General features: G+C 62.0%; 24 protein-coding genes. 16 read left to right on the plus strand and 8 right to left on the minus strand.

Going from position 1 to position 25,869, the window contains the following annotated elements; translation table 11 throughout:
• Positions 1–15: 15 nt before the first annotated feature.
• Positions 16–1,275 carry a sarcosine oxidase subunit beta gene (locus tag ACZYHG_RS20080; protein ID WP_464610053.1) on the minus strand — a complete coding sequence of 420 codons (1,260 nt, stop codon included), beginning with the start codon at positions 1,273–1,275 and terminating at the stop codon, positions 16–18.
• Positions 1,276–1,471: 196 nt separating this feature from the next.
• Between ACZYHG_RS20080 and ACZYHG_RS20085 the strand changes: the two genes are divergently transcribed.
• Positions 1,472–3,961 carry a mechanosensitive ion channel family protein gene (locus tag ACZYHG_RS20085; protein WP_464610054.1) on the plus strand — a complete coding sequence of 830 codons (2,490 nt, stop codon included), beginning with the start codon at positions 1,472–1,474 and terminating at the stop codon, positions 3,959–3,961.
• Here the strand turns inward: ACZYHG_RS20085 and ACZYHG_RS20090 are convergent.
• The gene (locus tag ACZYHG_RS20090; protein WP_464610055.1) at positions 3,958–4,842 is read right to left on the minus strand and encodes an NAD(P)H-binding protein; all 885 of its coding nucleotides are present in this window, start codon (positions 4,840–4,842) and stop codon (positions 3,958–3,960) included. The genes ACZYHG_RS20085 and ACZYHG_RS20090 overlap by 4 nt on opposite strands.
• A 116-nt stretch (positions 4,843–4,958) precedes the next feature.
• On the minus strand, positions 4,959–5,786 hold the full coding sequence (locus ACZYHG_RS20095) for a helix-turn-helix domain-containing protein (protein ID WP_464610056.1): 828 nt from the start codon (positions 5,784–5,786) through the stop codon (positions 4,959–4,961).
• Positions 5,787–6,005: 219 nt separating this feature from the next.
• Between ACZYHG_RS20095 and ACZYHG_RS20100 the strand changes: the two genes are divergently transcribed.
• From ACZYHG_RS20100 to ACZYHG_RS20165, 14 genes are all read left to right on the plus strand, one after another.
• Complete coding sequence (locus tag ACZYHG_RS20100) at positions 6,006–6,269, plus strand: hypothetical protein (protein WP_027029501.1); 264 nt, start codon at positions 6,006–6,008, stop codon at positions 6,267–6,269.
• A 226-nt stretch (positions 6,270–6,495) separates the two neighbouring features.
• A complete protein-coding gene (locus ACZYHG_RS20105; RefSeq protein WP_464610057.1) occupies positions 6,496–7,929 on the plus strand; it encodes a UbiA family prenyltransferase in 1,434 nt (477 codons plus the stop codon).
• Between the two features lie 2 nt (positions 7,930–7,931).
• Complete coding sequence (locus ACZYHG_RS20110; RefSeq protein WP_464610058.1) at positions 7,932–9,281, plus strand: FAD-binding oxidoreductase; 1,350 nt, start codon at positions 7,932–7,934, stop codon at positions 9,279–9,281.
• Positions 9,282–9,423: 142 nt separating this feature from the next.
• On the plus strand, positions 9,424–9,858 hold the full coding sequence (locus ACZYHG_RS20115; protein WP_464610059.1) for an EamA family transporter: 435 nt from the start codon (positions 9,424–9,426) through the stop codon (positions 9,856–9,858).
• Entirely contained in the window at positions 9,855–10,862 is a 1,008-nt protein-coding gene (locus ACZYHG_RS20120; RefSeq protein WP_464610060.1) for an NAD-dependent epimerase/dehydratase family protein, read from the plus strand. The genes ACZYHG_RS20115 and ACZYHG_RS20120 overlap by 4 nt, the downstream gene beginning before the upstream one ends.
• Before the next feature lie 105 nt (positions 10,863–10,967).
• Positions 10,968–12,398, plus strand: coding sequence for an aspartate aminotransferase family protein (locus ACZYHG_RS20125; RefSeq protein WP_464614745.1), 1,431 nt, complete (start codon positions 10,968–10,970; stop codon positions 12,396–12,398).
• Between the two features lie 37 nt (positions 12,399–12,435).
• Positions 12,436–13,668: a hypothetical protein gene (locus tag ACZYHG_RS20130; RefSeq protein ID WP_464614746.1), complete on the plus strand. Its 1,233-nt coding sequence runs from the start codon at positions 12,436–12,438 to the stop codon at positions 13,666–13,668.
• Positions 13,665–14,423, plus strand: coding sequence for an FkbM family methyltransferase (locus ACZYHG_RS20135; protein ID WP_464610061.1), 759 nt, complete (start codon positions 13,665–13,667; stop codon positions 14,421–14,423). Before ACZYHG_RS20130 ends, ACZYHG_RS20135 begins: the two co-directional genes overlap by 4 nt.
• 161 nt (positions 14,424–14,584) lie before the next feature.
• Positions 14,585–17,146, plus strand: a complete 2,562-nt coding sequence (locus ACZYHG_RS20140) for a GcvT family protein (RefSeq protein ID WP_464610062.1) — start codon at positions 14,585–14,587, stop codon at positions 17,144–17,146.
• A gap of 93 nt (positions 17,147–17,239) precedes the next feature.
• The gene (locus tag ACZYHG_RS20145) at positions 17,240–18,094 is read left to right on the plus strand and encodes a DUF1194 domain-containing protein (protein ID WP_464610063.1); all 855 of its coding nucleotides are present in this window, start codon (positions 17,240–17,242) and stop codon (positions 18,092–18,094) included.
• Between the two features lie 87 nt (positions 18,095–18,181).
• On the plus strand, positions 18,182–18,523 hold the full coding sequence (locus ACZYHG_RS20150; protein WP_464610064.1) for a peptidase inhibitor family I36 protein: 342 nt from the start codon (positions 18,182–18,184) through the stop codon (positions 18,521–18,523).
• Positions 18,524–18,660: 137 nt separating this feature from the next.
• Positions 18,661–19,611 carry an ABC transporter substrate-binding protein gene (locus ACZYHG_RS20155; protein ID WP_464610065.1) on the plus strand — a complete coding sequence of 317 codons (951 nt, stop codon included), beginning with the start codon at positions 18,661–18,663 and terminating at the stop codon, positions 19,609–19,611.
• Positions 19,612–19,678: 67 nt separating this feature from the next.
• Positions 19,679–20,452, plus strand: a complete 774-nt coding sequence (locus tag ACZYHG_RS20160; protein WP_464610066.1) for an ABC transporter permease — start codon at positions 19,679–19,681, stop codon at positions 20,450–20,452.
• Positions 20,449–21,246 (plus strand): ABC transporter ATP-binding protein, encoded by a 798-nt coding sequence (locus tag ACZYHG_RS20165; protein WP_464610067.1) that lies wholly within the window; start codon positions 20,449–20,451, stop codon positions 21,244–21,246. The genes ACZYHG_RS20160 and ACZYHG_RS20165 overlap by 4 nt, the downstream gene beginning before the upstream one ends.
• 26 nt (positions 21,247–21,272) lie before the next feature.
• Here the strand turns inward: ACZYHG_RS20165 and ACZYHG_RS20170 are convergent, their stop codons facing one another.
• From ACZYHG_RS20170 to ACZYHG_RS20180, 3 genes are all read right to left on the minus strand, one after another.
• On the minus strand, positions 21,273–22,211 hold the full coding sequence (locus ACZYHG_RS20170; RefSeq protein WP_348626915.1) for a GlxA family transcriptional regulator: 939 nt from the start codon (positions 22,209–22,211) through the stop codon (positions 21,273–21,275).
• Positions 22,212–22,552: 341 nt separating this feature from the next.
• Positions 22,553–22,687 (minus strand): hypothetical protein, encoded by a 135-nt coding sequence (locus tag ACZYHG_RS20175; protein ID WP_013894968.1) that lies wholly within the window; start codon positions 22,685–22,687, stop codon positions 22,553–22,555.
• Between the two features lie 364 nt (positions 22,688–23,051).
• Complete coding sequence (locus ACZYHG_RS20180; protein ID WP_027029483.1) at positions 23,052–23,237, minus strand: hypothetical protein; 186 nt, start codon at positions 23,235–23,237, stop codon at positions 23,052–23,054.
• Positions 23,238–23,449: 212 nt separating this feature from the next.
• Between ACZYHG_RS20180 and ACZYHG_RS20185 the strand changes: the two genes are divergently transcribed.
• A complete protein-coding gene (locus ACZYHG_RS20185; protein WP_464610068.1) occupies positions 23,450–24,349 on the plus strand; it encodes a LysR substrate-binding domain-containing protein in 900 nt (299 codons plus the stop codon).
• Positions 24,350–24,359: 10 nt separating this feature from the next.
• Here ACZYHG_RS20185 and ACZYHG_RS20190 read toward each other — a convergent pair whose 3' ends face one another.
• Together ACZYHG_RS20190 and ACZYHG_RS20195 are read right to left on the minus strand one after the other, a co-directional pair.
• Complete coding sequence (locus ACZYHG_RS20190; protein WP_464610069.1) at positions 24,360–25,313, minus strand: alpha/beta hydrolase; 954 nt, start codon at positions 25,311–25,313, stop codon at positions 24,360–24,362.
• A gap of 231 nt (positions 25,314–25,544) precedes the next feature.
• Positions 25,545–25,730, minus strand: a complete 186-nt coding sequence (locus ACZYHG_RS20195; RefSeq protein ID WP_464610070.1) for a hypothetical protein — start codon at positions 25,728–25,730, stop codon at positions 25,545–25,547.
• Positions 25,731–25,869: the final 139 nt, after the last annotated feature.

Below are 25,869 nucleotides of genomic sequence, written 5' to 3' on the forward strand. Positions count from 1 at the left end.
CTAATGAAGCCTTGGTTAGTGAAGTCGGGGGTTCGCGCCCTGGCCCTTGTCGTCGATGACGAGGCCACGGTGGAAACGGTCGAGCGTGAAGGGCGCGTTGAAGTCGTGCGGCTCGTCCTTGGCGATGGTCCAGGCAAAGGTCCAGCCGGAGGCCGGCGTCGCCTTGAAGCCGCCATAGCACCAGCCGCAGTTGAGATACATGCCGGGCAAGGGGCCGGTGGTGATGATCGGCGAGCCGTCCATCGACATGTCGCAGACGCCGCCCCAGGAGCGCAGCATGCGCACACGCGCCAGGCCCGGAAACAGCGCCAGCATCTCGCTCATCACCTCGTCGACGATGGGCAGATTGCCGCGCTGGGCGTAGGAATTGTAGCCGTCGATGTCGCCGCCATAGACAAGGCCGCCCTTGTCGGACTGCGACATGTAGAAATGGCCCATGCCGAAGGTCACGACGGTGTCGATGAAGGGTTTCAGCGATTCCGTCACGAAGGCCTGCAGCACATGGCTCTCGATCGGCATCGTCTCGATGCCTGCCAGCTGCATGACGCGCCCGGTGCTGCCGGCCACCGCGACCGCCACCTTCTTGGCCCTGATATCGCCGCGCGACGTGCTGACGCCGGTGACGCGGTCGCCATCGCGCAGGAAGCCGGTGACTTCGCAGTTCTCGATGATGTCGACGCCGCGCCGGTCGGCGCCGCGCGCATAGCCCCAGGCCACCGCATCGTGGCGGGCGGTGCCGGCGCGGCGTTGCATCAGGCCGCCGAGGACGGGAAAACGTGCATCGCTGGAGATATCGAGCGCCGGGATCAGGCGCTTGATTTGGGCTGGCGTCATCAGCTCCGCGTCGACGCCGAGATGGCGCATCGCGTTGCCGCGCCTGGCATAGTCGTCGAACTGGGCCGGCGTGTGCGCCAGGTTCAGGCAGCCGCGCTGCGAGAACATGACGTTGTAGTTGAGCTCGTGCGACAGGCCCTCCCACAGCTTCATCGAATGTTCGTAGAAGCGGGTGTTGGCCGGCAGCAGATAGTTCGAGCGCACGGCCGTGGTGTTGCGGCCGACATTACCGGAGCCGAGCCAGCCCTTTTCCAGCACTGCGACATTGGCGATGCCGTGTTCCTTGGCCAGGTAGTAAGCGGTCGCCAGACCGTGACCGCCGCCGCCGATGATGATGACGTCATAGGATGCCTTCGGGTCGGGCTTGCGCCAGGCCGGCTTCCAGTCCTTGTTTCCCTTGAGCGCGTTCGCAAGCAGCGAAAAGGCCGAGTACTCTGCCATTGATGTCATCCGGTTCGGGCGATGCCGCATGGTATAGAGCAGGCCGCACCGGCAAAGCCAATATTGCGCCATGGCCTTTCGACTGGCCGACGCCCGTGATCGGATAGGCCAGCGATCACTTGCCCCATGATATGGCCGTCTTTATCAAGGACAGGCTCTTGGAATGCCTTTTCCGTTCGTGAGTTGCCGATACGTCATGCTTTTTCGATTGCTTCGCCTCATTGTTGTTCTTTCACTGGTCGTGTCGGCCCCGTTGTCGTTCGAAGCGGCAGCGCAGGGCGTCGGCCAGGCGCCCGCCGGACTGGTCGCCGACCAGCAGAAGATCATCCAGGCCCTGACGACCAAAACCGACAATTTCGAGAAACAGGTTCAGCAGAATGCCGATGACGACAGCAGCCTCGTCGATGTCCGCCTGCAGCTCGAGGAATTGTCACGGCAATCGCTGAACAGCGCTCTGGCCTTCCGCACACGTCTTGGCGAGATCAACAGCCGGCTTGAGCAGATCGGGCCGGCACCAGCCGCCGGCCAGCCGCCGGAACCCGACATCGTCAGCGGCGAGCGCGAAGGGCTGACATCGGAAAAAGCTGAGATCAACGCGGTCATCTTGCAGGCGCAGGCCTTGTCGATCCGTATCAACGGGCTGATCGACAAGATCGGCAAGATGCGCAGCGATTTGTTCCGCAATTTCTTGACCAAGCGCTACGTGCTCTCCGACGCACTGAGCCCGCAGGTGTTTTCCGACGCACAGGAGGAATACGCCAACTTTTACAAGGCGGTGTCGTCCTGGCTGAGCTTCGCCATCAAGTTCAAGTTCCAAGCCATTCTGGCGGCAACCTTCGTTGCGCTCGGGCTGGCGCTAGTACTGCTTGTCGGCGGCAGAAGGCTGTTTGGAAAGGTGTTCGAAGCCGAGGCCAAAAATGAAGATCCATCCTATCTCAGCCGCCTGTCGGTGGCCTTCTGGTCGACATTGCTGCCGACCTTGGCGGTCGGCGCCTTCCTCGGCTCGACGATCTTCTTTTTCAATTATTACAATGTGCTGCGCGGTGACATTGGTCTTTTTCTTAACGCGCTGGCGGGGGTCGTCGGGGTGGTGTTCTGCGTCAACCGGCTGACCAATGCGGCACTCTCGCCGCGCCTGCCGAACTGGCGACTCATCCCGGTCGAGACGGGGCCGGCGCGCTGGCTGGTGCGGCTGACGACCGCTATGGCCGTGGTCATCGGCTTCAACTATTTCCTGTCGATCGTCAACGACAAGATGGGCTCGCCGCTGTCGCTGACCATTGCCCGCAGTTTTGTCGCCACCATCATTGTCGGCGTTATCCTGATCCTGATGGCGATGCTGAGGCCGTTCAAGGCGCGTGACGGGAGCTGGCGGCGGTGGCCGGCATGGCTGCGTTATACAGCGCTTGCACTTGGCCTGTTCACCATCGTCGCGGCGCTGCTCGGCTATATCGGCCTTGGCCTGTTCGTCTCGTCGCAGGTCGTCGTTACCGGCACCGTGTTGATCACCGCTTATATCGGATTCCTGTCGGCGCGGGCGATCGGCGAGGAGGGGGCTTTTGCCGACACCTCGGTCGGGCGCTGGCTGTCGGCCAATTCCAGCTACGAGGATACGGCACTCGACCAGCTCGGCCTCGTCGTCAGCGTCGCCATCAATCTGATGATCGTGCTGGTCTTCCTGCCGTTGATTCTGTTGACCTGGGGGTTTCAGCCCGGCGACATTGAGGCTTGGGCCTACAAGCTGGCGACGGGGATCAATATCGGTTCGGTGACGATTTCAGTCACTGGTATCCTGTCCGGCATCGTCGTCTTCATCATCGGCTATTTCCTGACGCGCTGGTTCCAGGGTTGGCTCGACGGCTCTGTCATGGCGCGCGGCAAGGTCGACACTGGCGTGCGCAACTCGATCCGGCTGGCGGTCGGCTATGCCGGCGTGGCGTTGGCGGGGCTGGTCGGCATATCGGCTGCGGGCATTGACCTTTCCAGCCTGGCGCTGGTCGCCGGTGCGCTCTCCCTCGGTATCGGTTTTGGCCTGCAGAATGTGGTGTCCAATTTCGTCTCCGGCCTGATCCTTCTGGCCGAGCGGCCGTTCAAGGTCGGCGACTGGATCGTGGCCGGCGACGTTAGCGGCACGGTCAAGAAGATCAGCGTGCGCGCCACCGAGATCGAGACCTTCCAGCGGCAGTCGGTGATCCTGCCCAATTCGAACCTGATCAACAACGCCGTCGGCAACTGGACTCATCGCAACAAGCTCGGCCGTATCGAGGTCAAGGTCGGCGTCGCCTATGGCAGCGACGTCAAGCAGGTGCATGGCATCCTGCTGGAAATCGCGCGCAGCCATCCGCTGGTGCTGAAGAATCCCGAGCCCTTCGTGCTGTTTTCCAATTTCGGTGCCGCTGCGCTGGAATTCGAAATCCGCGTGTTTCTGGCCGATATCATGAATGGCAGCGCAGTGCAGAACGACATTCGTTTTGCCGTGCTGGAAAAATTCAACGGCGAGCACATCGAGATCCCCTCGACGCCGCGCGCCGTGGTCGAGGTGTCCAAGCCCAAGGCCTGGCCGACCGACGATGACAAGATCGAGGCCGATTTCGTCGAACAAGAGCAAGCGAAGGCAGATGCCGCGGCCGAGGCGAAGAAGCTCGCCAAATCGGGCCGCAAGATACGCAAGCCCGATCCCGACTAGACCTTTTCGCGCTTCTCGATCAGCGCGGTCAGCACCGCGCGCAGATCGGTCTTGCCGCGCCTGATCTCGCCGACGCCTTGTTCCGCATCGATGCGGCCGGCATTGTGAGCGTCGAACATCGTCGCCACCAGTTCGGCGTAACTCGAGCTGATGCCGCCGCCCACGAGGGCGGGAACCCAGTCCTGCCTCGGCAGTTCGCGGGCTGATATATCGCGGCCGGCAATCTCCCCAAGCGTCTGAGCTACATCGGTGGCGCTGTAACGATCAGGCCCTTCGGCATGGATCACGCGCAGCGCATCGCCATTGCCCGAAAGCAGGAGATCCGCGGCCATCAGGCCGACATCGCCGGCCGACACGGTCGGGAAGGATTTGGAGACGGGATGATGCAGGCTCGGCAGCACGCCGGTGTCGATCGCCCGGCCAACCAGGCGATTCCAGTTCTGCATGTGCTCGGCGGAGCGCAACACCGTCAATGCTGCCGGGATCGTCTTCAATTGCGATTCCAGATGGTGGAAAGTCAGCGTGATGCCGGTTCCGGCGGCAAGCTGGGCACCATAGTCCGAGATCGCCAGAATGCTTTGCGGCCTGACTTGATCGAGTGCGTCGACTATGGAGCGGATGGTGGCCTCCATCTCAGCCGAAGCATCGTCGGCGCGGGCGCCGGTCGGGGAGATGACTTGCACAGCAGTCGCACCCTTTGTTGCCCGTGTCAGAGATGGCGTGTCGCGCAGGTCTGCAACATCTACCTCGCAGCCGAGCGCTCGGAATTCTTCGGCGTGCGACGAATTTCGCACCACGGCTCTGACCGGAGCATCGCGTTTACGCAGCGCGCCAATGGTGGCCCGTCCGATCTTTCCAGCAGCGCCCAAGACAACAAACATGGCTGTATCCTTCAGTCTGACCGATGAATGCCAGGAGTGCCGGATCGGTGTGCTCAGGTCGCTCAGATATGGACGGTGGAGCGCAAGAACGGATGATTAGATTGGGGTTCGACGCGTTATCGCTCCATGCGGATCAGTGCGGCAGGTGTGACACCAAGGATGCGCTTCATGCTTTGCGCCATATGGCTCTGATGGGCGAAGCCTGCTTCCAGTGCTATCTGGCTGAGCGGCATTTTCGCCTGATGCAACAAGGCCTTGGCCCGCTCGACGCGGCGATGGATGACATATTGATGGGGCGGCATGCCGAAGGTGCGGCGAAACAGCACTTTCAGGTGTGAAACGCTGATGGTGGCCACCTGCGCCAACTCATCCAGCGAAAGGTCCTGGTCGAGATTGGCTTCGATGAAATCGGCCAGTCGGCGCTTCTGGCCGAAGGAAAGCGTTTGCCTGGCTGGAGCCTGCGGCTTTGACGCAGCACCCTGGATGATCCGCACCGCCAGCGCCTTGGCCAGGCTTTCGAAATACAGTCGGTCGGATGGCACGTCCGGGCTCAGCCCGGTCGCCAGTGCATGGGCGATATGTTCGATCCTCGGATCGCGGCGCTGGAACTGCGGATTGACGACGACCCGGTCCGGATCAATGTCGAGATCCTCGGCGGCACGCCGAACGAGAGCCGGACTGACCCATACCCGCAGGATGGTGCAGTCCGCGTCATCCTGCCAGTTGCCGTCAAGCCCGGCGGGCACGATATCGATGTCGCCGTCCGACTGGACCCGCCGGTGATGTTTTCCATCGCAATGGCACGACGCGTTGACCGGGGCTCCAACATGGATGCCGAGCCGATGGTTGATCGATGCCGGCACATAATGGGTCAGCCCGGCGGTAATCCTTCGCGACTCAACCCCAACGCCGATCGTTTCCAGCCAGTTGTCGTGCATGGTCATTCTTCGCGTTTGCCGTCTACGGCATCATATTGTGCCGTTCGGTGAAATTAACAGCGGCCAAGGAGTGCGCCCGCGGCCGCCACCGGAGAACCCAAAGCCAATTGCGGCATGAATGCGGCATTCAGTTGCGGTTCAGCTTCCATCTCATATAAGCTCCATGCAAAGGCGAAAATGCCTTGCGAAATGCAACAGAGGCGGTGGGAACACCGATATTGCAAAATGTGGAAGTCTCTCGTCGCTGCCGTGGCCTTGCTTGCCGTGAGCGGTTCGGCCCATGCCGCCAGCGCGGTCAACAAGGATGCCGAGACCCGCACGCTGGTCGTGACGGAAGGCGGCAGCAAGACCGAGCTTGCGCTGGCCGGCGGTGAAACCGTCGAGTTCTGCCAGAATGGCTGCTTCGTCACCTTGCCCAACGGTGACCTCGAAGCCCTGACCGGTTCGGAAATCGTCGAGATTTCAGGCGGCGTCGCCCGCATCAAGTAACCTCGACGGCATGATTGCAAAGGCCGGGCATTTGCTCGGCCTTTTATCGTTTCCGGTAGCGGTTGCTTAACAATGACGCCGGAAATACCACTGCGGCAGCCGCCCACAACCGGGCGTTTTAACGTTCGCTACGCCATCCCCCGCTATACCTGCGTTCAAGACGCCGACAACACGGCGCAACAGGATTCCGGTTTCCCGGATTGAACAGCGGCAGGGCAGGACGAGTATGGATGCGCGGTCGGACAGGAACGCAATACCGCTTGCGGTCGATCTCGACGGTACGCTCATCGCGACCGACCTTTTGTGGGAAGGCTTGTTCCTCCTCCTCAAGAAGAACCCGCTCTACATTTTCCTGGTGCCTTTCTGGGCGGCCGGCGGGCCGGCGCGGCTGAAGCAAGCGATCGCGCAGCGCATCGACATCGACCCTGCGACGCTGCCCTATCGAGCGCCGTTGCTCGACCGGCTCCGTGCTGAACACGCCGAAGGCCGCAAGATCGTGCTGGCGACGGGTACGCCGCGGAAGTTTGCCGAAGCCATATCAGCCCATCTCGGCATTTTCGATCGGGTGCTGGCAACCGACGGCCTCGACAATCTCACCTCCGGCAAGAAGCGTGCCTCGCTGGTCGCGGCCTATGGCGATGGCGGCTTCGACTATGCTGGCAACAGCCGCCATGACCTCCAGGTCTTCGACGCCGCGCGCAATGCAATTGTCGTTGCGCCCGACCGTCATGCCGCGCGCTGGCAAGCGGCGCATGGCGCCGAAACCATGCCGGCGCCGAAGCCGACCTTGCGGACCATCGTCAAGATGCTGCGCGTGCACCAGTGGCTGAAGAACTCGCTGATCGCCGTGCCGATGGTGCTGTCGCACGAATATTTCAATTCGGACATGATCTGGGAATGCCTGCTGGCGTTCATCTCGTTCAGCGCGGTTGCGTCGGCGATCTACATCCTCAACGACTTCTTCGACCTCGCGCTCGACCGCAAACACGCCACCAAGCGCAACAGGGCGTTCGCCAGCGGTGCGCTGTCGATCCCGTTCGGGCTTGGCGCGATTGTGATGCTGCTGGCGATCGGTGTCTGCACAGCGCTCTTTCTCTCGCCCGAATTCCTGGCCGTCCTCGGCGGCTACATGGTTGTCACGACGGCCTATTCGCTGTCGTTCAAACGCATGCTGCTGGTCGACGTGCTGACGCTTGCCGGCCTTTACACGATCCGCGTGATCGCCGGTGCTGCTGCGACCGGCGTCGCCGTGTCGTTCTGGCTGCTCGCCTTTTCGATCTTCTTCTTCCTGTCGCTGGCGCTGGTGAAGCGCTTTGTCGAACTGCGCACTACTGCCATTCCGCCCGGTGAACGCATTGCCGGCCGCGGCTATCGCACCGAGGACCAGGAGATCGTCGCCCAGGCCGGCATGGCGTCTGCCTTCTCCTCGGCGCTGGTGCTGGCGCTCTACATGGACAGTGTCGCGGTGCGCGAACTCTATCCGCATCCATGGCTGATCTGGCCACTGCCGCCGATCGTGCTCTACCTCACCATGCGCGTCTGGATCCTGGCGCGCCGCGACGAGATGCATGACGACCCGGTTGTCTTCATCATCCGCGACTGGCGCAGCCAGATCGTGGTGCTGATCGGCGCTGTGCTGCTGGTCATCGGAGGCTGGTAGGCATGGCTGGACGATTCCAGAGCTTTGGCCTTGCCACGCCGCCTGCGCCACGGGTGATCCACGCCGACGATGCCATTGCGCTGCTGAAAGGCGGTCGGGCAAAGGAAGCGTCGCTGCTGGCCTATGGCAACGGGCGTTCCTATGGCGATTCCTGCCAGAACCAGGCCGGCGCGGTCGTGAATATGCGAACCCTGAACCATATCCGCGCCTTCAACGCCGAGACCGGTGTGTGCGAAGCGGATGCCGGCGTGCTGCTGTCCGATATCATCGCCCATGCGGCACCCTACGGCTTCTTCCCGGCGGTGGTTCCGGGCACGCAATTCGTCACGCTTGGCGGCGCCATCGCCAACGATGTGCACGGCAAGAACCATCACCGGCGCGGCACGTTTGGCTGCCATGTCGAAAGCTTCACGCTGCTGCGTTCCGATGGAAAGACCTATCGCTGCTCGGCATCAGACAATCCACGCCTGTTTGCGGCGACCATCGGCGGCATGGGGCTGACCGGCCTGATCCTGTCGGCCTCGATCCGGCTGATGCGCGTGCATTCGCTTGACATCGTCGAGAAGACGACGCCGTTTCGCGACCTCGGCGAATTCTTTGACCTCGCCGAAACGGCCGACGAGGCCAATGAATATGCCGTCGCCTGGATCGACCAACTCGCCGGCGGCCGCAACAGCGGGCGAGGGCTGCTGTTCACCGGCAACCATGCCGAACATGGCTCGCATGCGGCTTCGCGTACCGGCGGCAATTTCGCGGTGCCGTTCCAACCGCCGTTCAATGTGCTCAACCGGCCGTTCCTGACCGCTTTCAATGCAGCCTACCGGTGGAAGAAAGGCCGTGCGACCGTGCCGCGTCACACCGGCTACCTCGGTTTTTTCTTCCCGCTCGACGGCGTGCGTGACTGGAACCGGCTTTATGGCCCCAATGGGCTCTTCCAACACCAGAGCGTGGTGCCGGAAGAGGCTGCGCGCATCGCTGTGCCCGAGTTGCTCGCGGCGGCCCGGCGGGCCGGGCAGGGGTCCTTCCTCACCGTGCTGAAACGCTTCGGTTCAATCCGCTCGCCGGCGCTGCTGTCGTTCCCGCGCCCGGGCTATACGCTGACGCTGGATTTTCCCAACAGGGGAGCGGCGACGCTTGCCCTGCTTGGTGAGCTCGACCGCATCACCGTCGCGGCCGGCGGGGCGGTCAACCCTTACAAGGATGCGCGCATGAGTGCTGCGACCTTCGCCGCCTCCTTTGGCGACTGGCCGCGGCTGGAGGCGCTGCGCGACCCCTCATTCATGTCCGATTTCTGGGCCCGCACGGCTAGCAGCATCGACCTGAGGCGGCGCGGCGCCGAGGCTGCCGAATAGATGAAATAGGGCGAATAGATGAAATTGGAATTAATCGTGGTTAGTAAATGACTAATCGTAAGTTTTACTCAAAACATTCTTGTGAGTTCACGAAATCTTTTCAGGTTTGTATTACTTGATGACACGGGGTGGGTGAGCAGGCATGAAATATATCGTCTTCATTCTCTTTACGGTCATGACCAATGCCGCAGCGCAGCTGATGCTGAAGCAAGGCATGATGTCGCTTGGACCGATCTCGTTCGAGGGCGTCAATCCGCTCCTCAAGCTGCTGCAGATCATCTTCAGCCCCTGGGTGTTCCTTGGGCTCTGCACCTTCGTGATTTCCATGGCCTCGCACCTCTATGTGCTGTCCAAGGTCGAGCTTTCCTTTGCCTATCCGTTCCTCAGCCTCGCCTATGTCGCCGTCGCCATCTTCGCCTATTTCGTCTTCCGCGAGGACCTCAATGGCTGGCGCATCGCCGGTATCGCCTTCATCTGCGTCGGCACCGTGCTGATCGCGCAAAGTGGGCGGGTGCATGAAGACCAGACCGCTTCCATCACGCCCGACAAGATCCCTGCAAACGAGACCGTTCGATGAGACATGTGATTTTCGGCGGTGACGGCTTCGTCGGCCGTCATCTTGCCCCGAAGCTTGTGGCCGATGGCGAAGACATTGTCGTTGCCGACGTCGTCAAGAGCGACCTTGCGCACTATCGCAACGTCCGCTTTATCAAGTGCGACGTCACCGATCCGGCGTCGGTCGCTGCGGTCGGGCTCAAGGCCGACGACATGGTCTACAATCTGTCGGCCAAGATGCTGTCGCCGATCCAGGTCCGGGCCAAGCGGCACGACTTCTTCTTTCCGGTCAATTTCCACGGTACCGAGCACATCATGCAGGCCATGGACAAGGCTGGCGCGCCAAAACTCGTCCATTACACGACCGACATGATCTACGGCCACACGGTCACCCAGCCGATGACCGAAGAGCACCCGGTCGCACCGCTTGGCGAGTATGGCTGGTCGAAGCAGAAGACCGAGGAATTGGCCGCGCAATGGCGCAAGCGCGGCATGTCGATCTCGCTGTTTCGCCCGCGCCTGATCATCGGACCGGGCCGGCTCGGCATTCTCGAAAAGCTGTTCAAGCTGATCGACTGGAATCTTCCGGTGCCGATGATCGGTTCGGGCCGCAACCCCTATCAGTTCATCTCTGTTTTTGATTGTGCAGAAGCTGCCCGCGCCGCCTGGAAAGCCGGCGTGCCCAACGAAGCCTATAATCTCGGCTCGCTCAATCCGCCGCCGGTGAAGAAATTGCTCGGCGACTTGATCCGGCATGCCGGTTCGAAATCGCTGCTGATCCCGACACCCGGATGGGCTGTCAAGCGCACGCTCGACCTGCTCGACCTCTTGAACATGCCGATTATGGATCCGGAACAATATCTGATCGCCGACGAGGAGTGTGTGCTCGACGTCTCCAAGGCCGAGCGTCAGCTCGGCTGGGTGCCGCAATATCGCGACGAGGACATGCTGATCGCCGCCTACAGCGAGTACTGCGCCAAGAAGGCCGGTCCCGCTGTGGCCACCAAACATGTGCCTGCCGAATAGCGGGCCTGCCAAACAGTTTTATGGCGCACGACGTTGGTCGTAAGCGCGGACAGGAGATTTGAAATGACCGTCATGGCCAAGCCCGAACAGACGAATGCGCGCACCATGGTCAGCGCGCCGGCGCTGTCGCCCGCCACCATCGCCAAACCCGATCTGATCAGCGTCGAGCAGGCCAAGTCGATGGATGTCGCTGTGATGACCGATTTGTTCAAGGCGCATCTCAACCCCGGCCAGCTGCATTTCATGAAGCTGCTTGGCTTCCACAAGATCAAGATCGAGCGCGCCGAAGGCATGTTCTATATCGACCAGAACGGCCGCAAGATCCTCGACTTCTTCGGCGGTTTCGGTTCGCTGGCCTTCGGCCACAACCATCCGCGCATCCTCGAAGCGCGCAAAAAGTTCCAGGAGGAGAAGCGCCAGGAAATCGCCATCGCCTTCATGTCGCAATATGCGGCAGCGCTTGCGCACAACATCGCCAAGTGTTCGCCCGGCGATCTCGACATGGTATTCCTGGGCTCATCCGGTTCGGAAGCGATGGAAGCGGCGGTGAAGCTTGCGGAGCGCGCCGCCGGCCCGAAGCGGCCGAAAATCGTCTATGCCGAGAATTCCTTCCACGGCAAGACCAAGGGCGTGCTCGGCATCACCGACGGCCAGCTCTACCGCGCCGACTTCAAGATGGCGGACAATACGGTGCGCATCCCCTTTGGCGACATCGAGGCGGTCGAGCGCCTGTTCCGTTCCGACCCGGAGGTCGGCGTCATCGTGCTCGAAACCATTCAGGGCGGCGGCGGCATCATCCAGGCTCCAGCGCAATACTGGCAGAAGCTGCGCGCACTGTGCGACCAGTTTGGGGTGCTGTGGGTGGCCGACGAAGTGCAGTGCGGTTATGGCCGCTCGGGCCGTTTCTATGCCTTCGAGCATTACGGCGTCGTGCCTGATGTGACCGCGCTGGCCAAGTCGCTTGGCGCCGGCAAGGCGGCGGTCGGCGCGATGATTGCGCGCCGCGAGGTTTACATGAAGGCCTATGGCACGCCGAAAACGGCGATGATCCATGCCATGGCAACCTTCGGCGGAATGGGCGAGGCCTGCGTCACCGCGATCGAGGGTATCAACGTGCTCTATGACGAGGGGCTGATCGACAACGCCGCCGTCACGGGCGACTATTTGCTCGCGCGTCTGCAGGCGCTCAAGGACAAGTACCCCAAGATCATCAAGGATGTGCGCGGCAAGGGCTTCATGGTCGGGCTGGAGTTTCACGACTTCTCGCAGACCTTGCCGATGGTGCTACGCCCGATCGTCAGCGTTCTCGACGACAAGCTGAAGGGCTCGCTGTCCGGCTTCGTCGGCGCGTTGTTGCTGCGCGACTATGATGTGCTCGTCGCCTTCACCGAATACAATCGCAACGTCATCCGGCTCGAGCCGCCGCTGATCTGCCAGCGCGAGCATGTCGACCGCTTCGTCGATGCCTTCGACAGCCTGCTGTCGCGGGGCATCGTGTCGATCGTCAAGGATTTCGTCAAAAGCCAGGTTCGTTAAAACGCAAAGTTAAAACGAAAGTTCGTTGAGCACCACGATGCTGACCAAGTCTCCCGCTGCGAAAAACCCGCTCGACCGGCTCACCGAGGCCGGCCTCGCGTGGGGCGAGGGGACCTATGCGCGGCTGGCGGCACCGATCGGTGCCGCGGCCTTCGCGCTCTACATTCTGCTGACGGCGTTTACGGCCTGGGTGATGCCTGATGCCAACTGGGACATGCTGCCCTATCTCGCAATAGCGGAGGAAGGCACCTATCCCGATGCGCAGGCGTTGCATGACTATGCCTACAGCACCGTCAAATCGGGCGTTTCGGCCCGTGACTACAAGACGCTGACCGACGATAGCGGCGGCTTCCGCAGCCACATGACGGAGAATGCCGCTGATTTCCATTCGCTGCTCGGCATGTACCGAATCAAGTTCCTTTATGCCGAGATCCTGTCGACGCTGAGCGCGGTGATGTCGCCGGTGGAGGCGATGCGGCTGGTGCAGGTGTTCTCGGTGCTGCTGTTTGGCGCGATCACTTTGCTCTGGCTGCGCAGGGAAAAGGCGTTGGCGCTGGCGCCAGTGGTCGGCGCGTTGCTGATCATGGCTGATTTCGGCGATGCGGCGCGTGCGTCGACGCCGGATCTGCTGACGTCGGCACTGCTGCTCGGCGGGCTCTACGCCTATATCAGAGGCCGCGAGGTGGCGACGGCGATCCTGCTCTTCCTTGCCTTCATGGTGCGGCCGGACAATATTGTTTTCCTTGCGGCTTTCGCCGTGCTGCTGGTCACTTTCCGGCAGAAGGCCTGGGGTGCGCTGGCCGGCTTTGCCGCGTCCTTCGTCGCCTATTTCGCCATTTCGCACTGGGCCCATCATCCCGGCTGGTGGCCGCATCTTTGGTTCTCCAGCATCGAGCAGCACTACAATATGGACGGGTTCGAACCGGCGTTTTCGGCCGCCGCCTATCTCAGGGCGTTTGCCGTCTCGCTGCTGCGCGCCGTCAATCTGAACAGCTGGATCGGCGTTTCGGTGCTGGCGCTGGCCGGCTGGTTTGCGGCTGGCCGGGCCGGCTTCCGCCTCGACCGCCGTGCCGGCATATTGTTCGCCGCACTGGTGCTCGGCGCCCTGGCGAAGTTCACGGTCTTCCCTATCCACGACACGCGCATTTATTTCCCACACCTGATCCCGCTCTTCCTGCTGTTGGCGACGCCCTTCATGGCGCTGTGGACAGCCGTGGCGCGCGGTCAGCATCGCGCCGCCTTTCATATCATTCCCGGAGACAAGCCATGAGTTCGCTATCCAACTTGGCGCGCATCGCCTTGTCGCTCGGTCTTCCCTCAGGCTTGCTCGATCGCGGGCCGTCGCTGCGCGGCACGAAATTCCTGGCCAAGGCGGCGCTGAAAGCGCGCTTCGGTGGATCAGGGCAGCGGTTCCAGATGGTCAATGTCGGCGCCTGCGATGGCGCGCTGTTCGACGACGTTACGCCATGGCTGCATAAAATCCCCGGTGCCCGCGCCATGCTGGTCGAGCCGATCCCGTACAATCAGAAGCGGCTGCGCGCCAACTATCCCGACACGGACCGCTTCGTCATCGAGCCGGTGGCAGTGACCAGGGCCAAGGGCACGATCACCGTCCACACGTTCGACGCCGCAGCACTTGAGGCCGGCACGCTGCCGATCGAGTTCATCGGCTGCTCCTCGGTCACCGACACCAATCTGATGTCGGGCAAGAATGCCTGGGGCGAGGCCGACGCCAACTTCAACAAATTCGCGCCGCACCTGAAAGACATCGAGGTGCCGTCGGAGACGCTGCAATCATTGCTCGACCGCAACGGCATCACCCATATCGATGCCTTCCTCGTCGATTGCGAGGGGGCCGACTGGATCGTCTTCGAACAGCTCGATCTGAAACGCTACCGTCCGGGCATGATCAAGGTCGAGGTTGGCGCGCTGCCGGCAGCCGAGATCGGCCAGGTCGTGGTCAAGTTGAAGACGGCGGGCTACCAGGTCGGCTTCCAGGCCGAGGATATCTGGGCCTTCGCCTGAGACTGCTCGTGTTCCAGCTAGATCCGCATCAGCCAAGGCCAGGGACATGAAGCATTCCGCCGTCTGGTCGCTCGGCTTTTTACCAATGTCGCAAACAGGCTTCATCAGGCCTGTCGCTCCGCCCTATAGTCCGCCCGCAAAACGCTTTGGAGTCGCGGGCAATGGCAGAGTTTCCGAAAAAGGCGAAGGTCGTCATCATTGGCCTCGGCGGTATCGTCGGCGCATCGATCGCCCATCATCTGATCGAACGCGGATGGGATGACATCGTCGGCATCGACAAGTCGGGCATCCCGACCGACATCGGCTCGACCGCGCACGCTTCCGACTTCTGCTACACGACCAGCCATGATTTTCTGTCCTGCTGGACGACGCTCTATTCCATCGATTTCTACGAGAAGATGGGCCATTATGCCCGCATCGGCGGCCTCGAAGTCGCCCGTGTCGGCGACGACGGCCGCATGGACGAGATCAAGCGCAAGATCGCGTCGGCGAAGGCTTTTGGCACACGCGCGCGTCTGATCGAGCCGGCCGAGATCAAGGAGAAATTCCCGCTCATCGAAGAGGGGATGGTGCAGGGCGGCCTGTGGGATCCGGATGCAGGCCTGGTCATCCCGCGCTCGCAGACCGTTGCCGGCAAGCTGGTCGACCAGGCGGAAGCGTCGGGCAAGCTGAAGCCCTTCGCCAACACGTCGGCCAGGTCGTTGGTCGTCAAGGACGGCCGTATCACGGGTGTCGTGACCGATCGCGGCACGATCGAGGCCGACTACGTCATCGTCTGCGCCGGTATCTGGGGCCGGCTGATCGCCGAAATGGTGGGTGAGGACCTGCCGGTGATGCCGATCGACCATCCGCTGACCTTCTTCGGCCCCTACAACGAGTTTGCCGGCACCGGCAAGGAGATCGGCTGGCCGCTGCTGCGCGACCAGGGCAATTCGGCCTATATGCGCGACACTGGCGATCCCAAGACCGCCGAGGGTGGCCAGATCGAATGGGGCTATTACGAAGAAAACAACCCGCGGCTTTGCCATCCGCGCGACCTCTTGGAAAAGCATGAGGCGCGGCTGTCGCCCTCGCAACGCGACCTCGACATGGAACAGATCCTGGCGCCGCTCGAACGCGCCATGGAACTGACGCCGATCCTGGGCGAACTCGGCTATAATGAGAGCCATTCCTTCAACGGCTTGCTGCAGGTGACCGCCGATGGCGGCCCGTCGATGGGCGAAAGCCAGAAGGTGAGGGGCCTCTGGTACGCCGTGGCCATCTGGGTCAAGGACGGCCCCGGCATGGGCAAGCTGATCGCCGACTGGATGACGGACGGCCGCACAGCGATCGACCACCACGCCATCGACTATGCGCGTTTCTATCCGCACCAGACCAAGGAGCGGTTCATCTGGGATCGCTGCACCGAGACGGCGATGAAGGTCTACAATCCGGCTGTGCATCCGCGCGAGCCGTTCTCCAAGGGCCGTAACATCAGGCGCTCGCCGTTCTGGGAGCGCGAGAAGGAACTTGGCGGCTATTTCATGGAGCTGGGCGGCTGGGAGCGCGCGCATGGCTATGCCGCCAACGAGCACCTGCTGGAGAAGTATGGCAACCGGGTTCCCGTACGCGAGAACGAATGGGACAACCGCCATTTCTGGCGCGTCTCCAATGCCGAGCATCTGGCGATGAGCGAGGATTGCGGCATCGTCAATCTCTCGCACTTCTCGATGTATGACATCGAGGGGCCTGACCATGTCGCGCTGCTGGAATGGCTGTGCGCGGCCAAGGTCGGCGGCGACAACAACATCGGCAAGGGCATCTACACCCACTTCCTCGACGAGGAGGGCATGGTGCGCGCCGACTTCACCGTCATCCGCATGGCTGACCGCTGTCGCCTGATCGACGGCGCCGATGCCGGTCCGCGCGACTTCCGCTACATGCAACGCACCGCGCAGGACAAAGGTTTTAACGTCACCATCACCGATGTGACGGAGAAATACGTCACCATCGGCATCTGGGGGCCGAACGCTCGCACGACGCTGCAGAAGGTGGTCGAGAATCCGGATGGCCTGTCGCTGGAGAACTTCCCGTTCGCGGCAATCAAACCGGTCAGGATCGGCGGCAAGGACGTCACCGCTTTCCGCATTTCCTATGTCGGCGAGCAGGGCTGGGAACTGCATATGCGTTACGAGGACGGGCTTGCCGTCTGGGATGCGCTGCGCTCGACTGGCGTGATGCCGTTCGGCGTCGAGACCTATGCCAATACGCGTCGTATGGAAAAGAGCCTGCGGTTGCAGAACGCCGACCTTCTGACTGAGTACAATCTGCTGGAAGCCGATCTCGCGCGTCCGAAGGTCAAGGAGAACGATTTCTGCGGCAAGGCCAAGCACACGGAATACCGTGCCCGCGAGCACCAGCCGGCGACCCTGTGCACGCTGGTGATGACCGAAAACACCGATTCAAAGGGCGTGGCGCGTTATCCGGTCGGCATCATGCCGGTGCTGGATCCCGCCACCGGCGAGACGCTGGTCGACGAGCTCGGCCGGCGCTCCTTCACCACATCGGTCGCCTATGGCCCGACCATCGGCAAGAACATCGCGCTTGCCTATCTGCCGCACGCCTATGCGCAGGAAGGCCGCAAGCTCAATGTCGAGTATTTCGGCGAGACCTATCCGGTCGAAGTCGCCGGCGTCGGCTACAAGCCGCTCTACGACCCGGAGAACCTCAAGCCGCGCAGTTGAGCAACGAGCGGAGTAACGGACTGATCGCAAAAGCCTGGCTTCGAGCCGGGCTTTTGTCTTTTTAACCGGGCTGTTTTCGCTTACCCTCGCGGCATGTCTGCTTTCGCCCGCGCAAGACATCTCCTTTTCGGCTGTGCCGCGCTGGCGCTGATGCTCTGGCTGGCGTCGGGATCACGCGCCGACGAGCCGGTTGATGTCGAGCTGGTGCTGGCGGTCGATGTTTCGCTGTCGATGTCGGCGGATGAGCTCGAGATCCAGCGGCATGGCTACGCGGCGGCACTGACGCATGACAATGTGCTGCAGGCGATCGCCGATGGCGCCTATGGCAAGATCGCCGTCACCTATGTCGAATGGGCCGGCACCGGCTGGCAGAAGGTCATCGTGCCTTGGACGGTGATTGCCAGCCGGGCCGATGCGGAAAAAGTGGTGGCGCAGCTCGATGCCCATCCTCCCGACAGCGCGCGGCGCACCTCGATCTCCGGAGCGATGGAGTTCGGCGCCGATCTGTTCGCCGAAAGCGGCTACCAGGGGACCAAGCGGGTCATCGATATTTCCGGCGACGGACCCAACAACCAGGGCTCGCCGGTCAATCTCGTCCGCGACGGCGTGGTCAGGCAAGGCATCATCATCAACGGCCTGCCGCTGATGACGCGAGGCGGATTTTCCGGCGCCTACGACGTCAACAATCTCGACCGCTACTACAGCGACTGCGTCATTGGCGGCCCCGGAGCCTTCATGATCCCGGTCAACGACTGGACGCAATTTCCCGAAGCCATACGCCGCAAGCTGGTGCTTGAACTCGCCGGCTCGGCGTCGCCGCAATGGGCGGCGGAGGCGGAAGAGGCTGATCATCCGCCAGTGGTGCTGGCGCAGGACAAGCCCGCCAGCGACTGCCAGATCGGCGAGAAGATGTGGCGCAACCGCAGCTGGATGCGCGACAGCCGCTAGGCTCTTCTTGCGATCGCAGCATTGGCAAATTGGCTGGATCGCGCTATCCAGCCGCTGGGGGCCGCGGTCCAACCGAGGAAACATCAGATGAAACGCCTTGCCATCCTGACGGCTGTCGCGTCCGTGCTTTTTGCCGACGGCGCCAGCGCCCAATACAATGATCAGCCCGCCTGCGTCATGTTCGAGCACGTGAATTTTCGCGGGCGCTCGATCGAGATGCAGGCCGACGATTCGGTCAGTTTTCGCGGCGGCCAGTTCTGGAATGACCGCGTGTCGTCGGTCTTCGTTCGCCGCGGCTGCAGCCTCGTTGCCTATGAGGATACGCGAATGGGCGGCCGTTCGATCGAAATCCGGCGCAGGGCCCGTGAGCTCGGAGACTACTGGAACGACCGCATCTCATCGGCCGAGTGCGTCTGCGACGGGTATTGACGAGGCGGGGCGCTGGCCCTGCCGAGTGCCGGCGACGAGGTGAGCGTGCTTCCCGCCGCCAAACACGTTCCTGTTGATTGACAAGCCCATTGGCGTCTGTGAACAATTTCCCCAGAGAAAACAAAAGGGGAACTCACATGAACAGGATCACCGTCTTCGCCACAACTTTAGCGCTTGCCGCCGGTCTGTCCGTGCCGGTGATGGCCGCCACATCGGTCACCATCGGCATCAGCGGCTGGACCGGCTTCGCGCCACTGACACTTGCCAAGCAGGCAGGCCTCTTCGAGAAGCACGGGCTCGACGTGACCTTGAAGAAGGTGCCGCAGGCGAGCCGTCCGCTTGCCATTGCCAGCGGCGACCTGCAATGCGCCGCTACCACGGTCGAAACCTGGCTGGTGTGGAACGCCAGCGGGGTGACCACCAAGCAGATCTTCCAGCTCGACAAATCCTATGGCGCCGACGGTATTGTCGCCCGCAACGACATCAAGACCGTCGCCGATCTCAAGGGCAAGAATGTCGCCTCCTCGGCACCGGGCACATCGCCCTATTTCATGCTGGCCTGGGTGCTGAACAAGGCCGGCATGTCGACGAAGGATGTGACCGTCGTCAACCTTGAGCCGGACGCGGCGGCGCAGGCCTTCCTTGCCGGGCAGAACGATGCAGCGGTCACCTATGAGCCATTCATTTCGGCGGTGCGCGACAAGTCCGATCAGGGGCACATCCTGGCCACCACGCTCGACTACCCGATGGTGCTCGACACGGTCGGCTGCACGCCCGAATTCCTCAAGGCCAATCCCGACGCCGCCAAGGCGCTGGCCGACAGCTATTTCGAAGCGCTCGACCTGATCAAGAAGGATCCGCAGAAATCCTACGAGATCATGGGCGCCGACGTGAAACAGTCGGCCAAGGAATTCGAGGATTCTGCCAAGTACCTGAAATGGGCTGATAAGGCCGACAACAAGCAGTTCTTCACCAAGGAATTCCAGGATTTCTCCAAGACCGCCGGCGATCTGCTGCTGCAGATGGGGCTGATCAAGGAAGCACCAGATGTCACCACGCTGGCCGACACCAGCGCGGTGGCGAACTGATAGCCTCACCTTTGCCCATCAAGCGGCGCCGCCTGGCGCCGCCGCTTCCCGCTGACAAAGGATAAAGATGCGCCCCTTGCATCCAGTCTCGCCGGGTCTGCGAACCGTGCTCGGCATTTCCTTCTTCGTGTTGTTCATTGCCTTCTGGGCCTGGATCACGCTTGGCGGCCACGTCAACCGCATCTTCCTCGCCGATCCGCTGTCGATGCTCAAGGACGGCTGGCGGCTGCTGGTCGAGGACCGTTTCTGGCTCGACATATTGATCACCATCTGGCGCGTCTTCGGCGGCTTTGTGCTTGCCTCGGTCGTCGCCGTGCCGATCGGCATTGCGATGGGCGCCTGGAAGCCGGTGGAGGCGTTCCTGGAGCCCTTTGTCTCCTTCGCCCGCTATCTGCCGGCCTCGGCATTCATTCCGCTGCTCATCCTGTGGGCCGGCATCGGCGAGCTGGAAAAGCTGCTGGTCATCTTCGTCGGCTCGGTGTTCCAGATCATCCTGATCGTCGCCGTCACGGTTGGCTCCACGCGACGCGATCTGGTCGAGGCGGCCTACACGCTGGGCTCCACCAACAACGGCATCGTTCGCCGTGTGATCATGCCGGCCAATGCGCCGGAGATCGCCGAGACGCTGCGCCTCGTGCTCGGCTGGGCCTGGACCTATGTCATCGTCGCCGAGCTGATCGGCTCGTCCTCCGGCATCGGCTACATGATCATCAACAGCCAGTCACGGCTGGCGACCGGACAGATCATCTTCGGCATCATCGTCATCGGGCTGATCGGGCTGTTGTCCGATTTCGCCTTCAAGGCGTTCAACCGCTGGCTCTTTCCATGGAGCCTGGCATGAGCAAGCTTCTCATAGAAGGCGTGTCGCGCACTTTTGCCGGCGTGCGCGGCGGACAGCCGGTCAAGGCGCTGATGCCGGTCGATCTGGCGGTCGCCGCCAACGATTTCATCACCATTCTTGGGCCGTCAGGCTGCGGAAAGTCGACGCTGCTCAGGATCGTCGCCGGCCTCGAGGCGCCGAGTGAAGGCCGCGTGCTGCTCGACGGCAAGGCGGTGACGCGGCCGGGACCGGATCGCGGCATGGTCTTCCAGTCCTACACATTGTTCCCGTGGCTGACGGTGGCCGAGAACATCGCCTTCGGCCTGCGTGAACGCGGCATGGCGCAAAAGGAGCGGGACGGGATCGTCGCTTCCTATGTCGACCTCGTCGGGCTGAAGGGGTTCGAGAACCATTGGCCAAAGCAGCTGTCCGGCGGCATGCAGCAGCGTACGGCGATTGCCCGCGCGCTGGCCAACGATCCCGAGATCCTGTTGCTGGACGAGCCATTCGGCGCGCTCGACAACCAGACACGCGGGCTGATGCAGGAGCTGCTGCTCGGCATATGGGAACGGCGCAAGAAGACGGTGCTGTTCGTCACCCACGATATCGAGGAGGCGATCTTCATGGCCTCGCGCGTCATCGTGATGACGGCGCGTCCGGGCCGCATCAAGTCGGACGTCGCCATCGACCTGCCGCATCCGCGCCACTACACGCTGAAGACCAGTCCGGAATTCTCCGCGCTTAAAGCGCGGCTGACAGAGGACATCCGCGTCGAGGCGATGCGCACGGCACAGGCGCAGCCGGCCGAGGCTTGATCGCGGATCAAGGCTTGATCCTGGGATCAGGCCGCCAGAAGCTGCTTGCGGTCGACACGCTCCTGCTGCGGCGAACGGGCGTAGAGCTCGCGGTAGCATTTGGAGAAGTGCGAGGCCGAGACGAAGCCGCAGGCGACCGCCACCTCGACCACCGGCATCGATGACTGGATCAGCAGGTGCCTGGCGCGATCGAGCCGGATTTCCAGATAGTAGCGGGCAGGTGAGCGGCCCATCTCGGTGCGGAACAGTCGCTCGATCTGGCGGCGCGACAGGTCGACATGGTCGGCGATCTCGATCAGCGACAGCGGCTCGGACAGATTGCCTTCCATCAGCTCGATGATGGTCAGCACTTTCGAGTTCTGCACGCCGAGCCGGGCGCGCAGCGGCAGGCGCTGGCGGTCGGTGGGGCTGCGCACGCGGTCGGTCAGTACTTGCTCGCAGACGCGGTTGACGAGGTTGTCGTCGAAATCGTCGCCGATCAGCTTCAGCATCATGTCGAGCGCCGCGGTGCCGCCGGCGCAGGTGTAGATGTTCTGGTCGATCTCGAACAAGTCGGCAAAGACATTGGCCTTCGGGAACGCCTCGGAAAAGCCGGGCAGGTTTTCCCAATGGATGGCGCAGCGCTTGTTGGACAAGAGCCCGGCGGCGGCCAGGATATGGGCGCCGGTGCAGAGGCCACCGACGGCAACGCCGCGATTATACTCCTCGCGCAGCCAGGCGAAGGCCGACTTGTTCTGATAGCGTTCGACATTGATGCCGCTGCAGACGATGGCCATGTTGGGCCGATCGGGGCCTGCCATCTTCTTGCGTTCTTCTTCGAGCGAGGTGTTGACCGCGCATTCGACACCATTGGAGGCACGCACCGGCTTGCCGTCGATGCTGGCGAGCCGCCACCGGTAGGCCTCGTAGCCCAGCATGCGGTTGGCGGAGCGCAGCGGGTCGAGCGCGGTCGCAAAAGCGATCATGGTGAAATCGGGAACAAGGAAGAACACAAACGACCGCTTGATCGGATGCTTGACGGCGTTCAAGGGAACCTCATCTGGCCATGACGCGAACAGGATGTCGCGAATAGCATAGCGACATCAGGAAAAACCTTGGTTGTCAATCGGCTACGCCGTCTGGACGAGATTAAATTTGCGACATGGGTCGCAAATGGGCAATAGGCGTGCAGCGATGCTGGGAAAGCGGCAGTAACTGTTCAAGGCGCGGGCAAAGTGCGCAAAACAAACAAAAACGCCGCTTGGCTGGAGCCAGGCGGCGTTGCAGTTTTAAAGCAGCGGCAGGGAGGCGCTGCCTGGAAAAATGCTCAGGCGACGAAGCCGAGGCGTGCCGCAGCCATGGCGCCGGTCTGGCCGGGCATGGTGTTTGCAAGGCGCTGACGCTCAAGAGCGGTGGTCAGGTTCATTTCGCGGCGGGCAAAGAGGCGGGCAAAAAGCTTCATCATCATCTCCTATCGGTTGCTCAGACGGGTCGCCTTCGCTTGATGGAGTGGGGCAGCTCGTTTGCTGGCGCTGATATAGGCTTGGGTAAGTGAAAACTAAATCGCAAAAGCGAAGCGCTTGATATGAAATGCGACACCGAATGCGACGGATTTGGGCATCGCGCTTAAATTTTGTGATTATTTACAAGGCACTAATTCGAAGTCCGCGCCGCTATGCGGCTTGCTCATATGCGCCATGCGCTGGCAACATGGCTCGAAAACTCATTTGAATACAAATAAAATGGTGAAGGCCTGCGGGCTAAAATCGAGAAGGCCTGCCGGGCTGGGTCAGCGCGGCAGGCCTTCAGCATTTGCTACACACGGTTTACTTCGCTCCAGCCCACGATCCGATGCCATTGCGCATGCCGGTCTTGGTGTCGGAAGCTTCAGGCCAGCCAATATCCTTCTGCAGTTCGATCGGCAGGGAACGGATGGCGCGTTCGGTCTGGTAGCGGGCGCGTGCCGCGCTGAATTCAGTCGCGATGCGACCGAGGGACGACAGGATAGACATTTCATTTCTCCTAGTGCGCCGGGCAGGGATGCCGGGCAGCGGTTGGTTACGTCAGGTCTGTTTCAGCTTCATTTCATGTCGATTACAGGTCTGTGTCGTGGCTGCATCTGGCAGCATCCTGTCTCGACAAGATTGACTATCGTCCCAAACTGATGTTCAATCAAACGAAATGGAATGATGCTTTGTATCAGAAAAATTGAAGGTCGGCTCCCATGAACGCCCCGCTCAATCATCCACTGCCGCTGCTCGATCTCGACGTTTTGCGCACTTTTGTGGCGATTGCCGAGACCGGCAGCTTCACCACCGCCGCCAATGCGGTGTTCCGCACACCCTCGGCTGTCTCCATGCAGATCAAGAAGCTGGAGGACATTCTCGGCCGCTCGGTGTTCGCGCGTGACGCGCGCTCGGTGTCGCTGACCACGGATGGGGAGGTGCTGCTTGGCTATGCCCGCCGGCTGCTGTCGATCAACCGCGAGGTGGTGTCGAAGTTCATCATTCCCGAGATTGTCGGTGTCGTTCGACTAGGCTCGCCGGATGATTATGGCGAGCGCGTGCTGCCGCACGTGCTGAAGCGCTTCGCGCAGTCGCATCCGTCCATCGCCGTCGACGTCACCATCGACCAGAGCAGCAACCTGCGCCGCCGCATGGATGACCGGGCGCTCGACATCACGCTTCTGACCAACTCCTACAAGACCAGCGCGCTTGGCGCCGAGGTGCTTTTGACCGAGCCGATCGTGTGGGCCGGCGCCAAGGGCGGCTGCGCGCATCTGCGCGAACCGCTGCCGGTGTCATTGTGGGAAGAGGGTTGCGCTTGGCGAGCCGGTGCGCTTGACGCGCTGGGTCGTGAGGGTCGCAACTATCGCGTTGCTTACATGAGCGCGCATACAGCCGGCCAGCGCGCCGCGATCATGGCCGACCTGGCGGTCGCGCCGCTGCCGCGATCTTTCCTCGGCAATGACATGGTCGAGCTGTGCCCGAAGGACGGCATGCCCGATATCGGCACCTACAATCTGGCCATGGTGGTGGCGCCCGACGCCAGCGCGCCGGTCAAGGCTGTCGCCGACCACATCCGCGACACGTTCGAAGTGTTCCGGGAAACCGGCAAGTTCTGATCGGGAAGCGCTACTCCGCAGCCTCCGCGGACGGCGCCTCGTACCTTGTTCTTATGTTTTGCCCGATCGGCTCGCGGCTCTCGCTGAGGAACGCGACGATGTGCTGGCGGGCGCGGCGCGATTCCGGCATGTCGATCAGCGGCCAGACGTGGAACATGCCTTGCTCATAGATGACATCGATTTCGACGCCGGCGGCACGCGCCTTTTCGGCGAAGATCAGATTGTCGGGGCTGAGCAAGTCGTGCGAGCCGGTCAGGAGCAGCGTTTTCGGCAGCACTGAGAGGTCGCCATAGAGCGGGCTGATGTGCCAATCGCTGCGGTCGATGCCGGCGCTGTACATGCGGATCGCTTCCAGGCCGCCGGGGATGCCCAGCCAGGGATCATTGCGCTCCGCCTCGAACAGCTTGGGGTTGGAGAGCGACATGTCGAGGCCGGGTGAAATCAGCACATGGCGCGACGGCAGCGGCAGGGCCTCTTCCGCGGCCATCATGGTCAGCACCACGGCCATGTTGCCGCCGGCGGAATCGCCCATGAAGATGATGTCTTCCGCCTCTGTCTCCTCGATCATCTCGCGATAGACATCGCCGACCATGCCGAACATGGCGTGGAAATCGTGTTCGGGGGCGATGGGATAGATCGGCACGGTTATGCCGTAGCCCAGCCGGTCGGCCATGTCGGCGATCAGGTGCCAGTGATAGGGCGTGATCTCAAAGACATAGGCGCCGCCGTGCAGGTAGAGAATCCGCTTGCGCTCACCGGCCCGGGGGGCGATCTCGTAGACTGGAAAGCCGTCGACGGTGCGTGTCTCGATGTCGAAACGCTGGTGCAAAGAGGCCGGCGGGCGATGGTCCTCGGTCTTGCGCGCGGCCGCGATCCAGCGCTGCAGGTTTTCCGGGCTGGAAAATGCCTGCTTGCGGCTGTGCCTGAGCACGAACGACACGAAATGGCTTTTCAAACTTGGCATGCGGATACACGAACTTCGGCTGCAGCCGACTAAGAGAAACCTCCACTAATTCCGAAGATCGTACCTTGGCCGAGAAAGTCAAGATTTACGCAGTGTCCACACGGCGCTGTGATCCTCGTCGTGCTCTGCGGCGCGGCAGAAGTGCCGCGCGCAGCCGGTTGCTGGTTGCCGCTGGGGATGTGCTAGATCCCCGGCGGATGCCGAGCAGTTTGCATTTTTCGGCGAAGGTCATCAGCGCGCCGTACCCAGAAGCAGCGAGGTGAGCGCGGCCTGTGGGTCGCTGGGCGGCGATGCCGGCCAGCCGATGTCCTTCTGGACATGCGCCGGCAAGCTGTTCAGCGCGCGGATCGCTTTGTTCCGGGCATGGGTCTGCCTTATGGTCGCACCGAAGCGGCCGAGATTTCCGAACATCGACATTTTCATCTCCCTTGAAGAACGGCCACGGCCGAGGATTATCTTCGGCCGCCGTTCGATGCGGGGTAAATGCGCCTGCGATGTATCGGGTGGATTTCGCGAAAACAGAGTTTTGGTTTCCGGATCGGGCGATCCGGAAACA

This window comes from Mesorhizobium subarcticum, assembly GCF_055456085.1.

What these genes read in the sequence shown, in the direction of transcription:
- ACZYHG_RS20095 (WP_464610056.1), bottom strand. Translation starts at nt 5,786, where the DNA reads ATGACCATGCACGACAACTGGCTGGAAACGATCGGCGTTGGGGTTGAG.
- ACZYHG_RS20080 (WP_464610053.1), bottom strand. Translation starts at nt 1,275, where the DNA reads ATGGCAGAGTACTCGGCCTTTTCGCTGCTTGCGAACGCGCTCAAGGGA.
- ACZYHG_RS20085 (WP_464610054.1), top strand. Translation starts at nt 1,472, where the DNA reads ATGCTTTTTCGATTGCTTCGCCTCATTGTTGTTCTTTCACTGGTCGTG.
- ACZYHG_RS20145 (WP_464610063.1), top strand. Translation starts at nt 17,240, where the DNA reads ATGTCTGCTTTCGCCCGCGCAAGACATCTCCTTTTCGGCTGTGCCGCG.
- ACZYHG_RS20125 (WP_464614745.1), top strand. Translation starts at nt 10,968, where the DNA reads ATGGTCAGCGCGCCGGCGCTGTCGCCCGCCACCATCGCCAAACCCGAT.
- ACZYHG_RS20150 (WP_464610064.1), top strand. Translation starts at nt 18,182, where the DNA reads ATGAAACGCCTTGCCATCCTGACGGCTGTCGCGTCCGTGCTTTTTGCC.
- ACZYHG_RS20160 (WP_464610066.1), top strand. Translation starts at nt 19,679, where the DNA reads ATGCGCCCCTTGCATCCAGTCTCGCCGGGTCTGCGAACCGTGCTCGGC.
- ACZYHG_RS20130 (WP_464614746.1), top strand. Translation starts at nt 12,436, where the DNA reads ATGCTGACCAAGTCTCCCGCTGCGAAAAACCCGCTCGACCGGCTCACC.
- ACZYHG_RS20090 (WP_464610055.1), bottom strand. Translation starts at nt 4,842, where the DNA reads ATGTTTGTTGTCTTGGGCGCTGCTGGAAAGATCGGACGGGCCACCATT.
- ACZYHG_RS20185 (WP_464610068.1), top strand. Translation starts at nt 23,450, where the DNA reads ATGAACGCCCCGCTCAATCATCCACTGCCGCTGCTCGATCTCGACGTT.
- ACZYHG_RS20180 (WP_027029483.1), bottom strand. Translation starts at nt 23,237, where the DNA reads ATGTCTATCCTGTCGTCCCTCGGTCGCATCGCGACTGAATTCAGCGCG.
- ACZYHG_RS20105 (WP_464610057.1), top strand. Translation starts at nt 6,496, where the DNA reads ATGGATGCGCGGTCGGACAGGAACGCAATACCGCTTGCGGTCGATCTC.
- ACZYHG_RS20155 (WP_464610065.1), top strand. Translation starts at nt 18,661, where the DNA reads ATGAACAGGATCACCGTCTTCGCCACAACTTTAGCGCTTGCCGCCGGT.
- ACZYHG_RS20170 (WP_348626915.1), bottom strand. Translation starts at nt 22,211, where the DNA reads ATGATCGCTTTTGCGACCGCGCTCGACCCGCTGCGCTCCGCCAACCGC.
- ACZYHG_RS20190 (WP_464610069.1), bottom strand. Translation starts at nt 25,313, where the DNA reads ATGCCAAGTTTGAAAAGCCATTTCGTGTCGTTCGTGCTCAGGCACAGC.
- ACZYHG_RS20195 (WP_464610070.1), bottom strand. Translation starts at nt 25,730, where the DNA reads ATGTCGATGTTCGGAAATCTCGGCCGCTTCGGTGCGACCATAAGGCAG.
- ACZYHG_RS20135 (WP_464610061.1), top strand. Translation starts at nt 13,665, where the DNA reads ATGAGTTCGCTATCCAACTTGGCGCGCATCGCCTTGTCGCTCGGTCTT.
- ACZYHG_RS20110 (WP_464610058.1), top strand. Translation starts at nt 7,932, where the DNA reads ATGGCTGGACGATTCCAGAGCTTTGGCCTTGCCACGCCGCCTGCGCCA.
- ACZYHG_RS20140 (WP_464610062.1), top strand. Translation starts at nt 14,585, where the DNA reads ATGGCAGAGTTTCCGAAAAAGGCGAAGGTCGTCATCATTGGCCTCGGC.
- ACZYHG_RS20120 (WP_464610060.1), top strand. Translation starts at nt 9,855, where the DNA reads ATGAGACATGTGATTTTCGGCGGTGACGGCTTCGTCGGCCGTCATCTT.
- ACZYHG_RS20100 (WP_027029501.1), top strand. Translation starts at nt 6,006, where the DNA reads ATGTGGAAGTCTCTCGTCGCTGCCGTGGCCTTGCTTGCCGTGAGCGGT.
- ACZYHG_RS20115 (WP_464610059.1), top strand. Translation starts at nt 9,424, where the DNA reads ATGAAATATATCGTCTTCATTCTCTTTACGGTCATGACCAATGCCGCA.
- ACZYHG_RS20175 (WP_013894968.1), bottom strand. Translation starts at nt 22,687, where the DNA reads ATGAAGCTTTTTGCCCGCCTCTTTGCCCGCCGCGAAATGAACCTGACC.
- ACZYHG_RS20165 (WP_464610067.1), top strand. Translation starts at nt 20,449, where the DNA reads ATGAGCAAGCTTCTCATAGAAGGCGTGTCGCGCACTTTTGCCGGCGTG.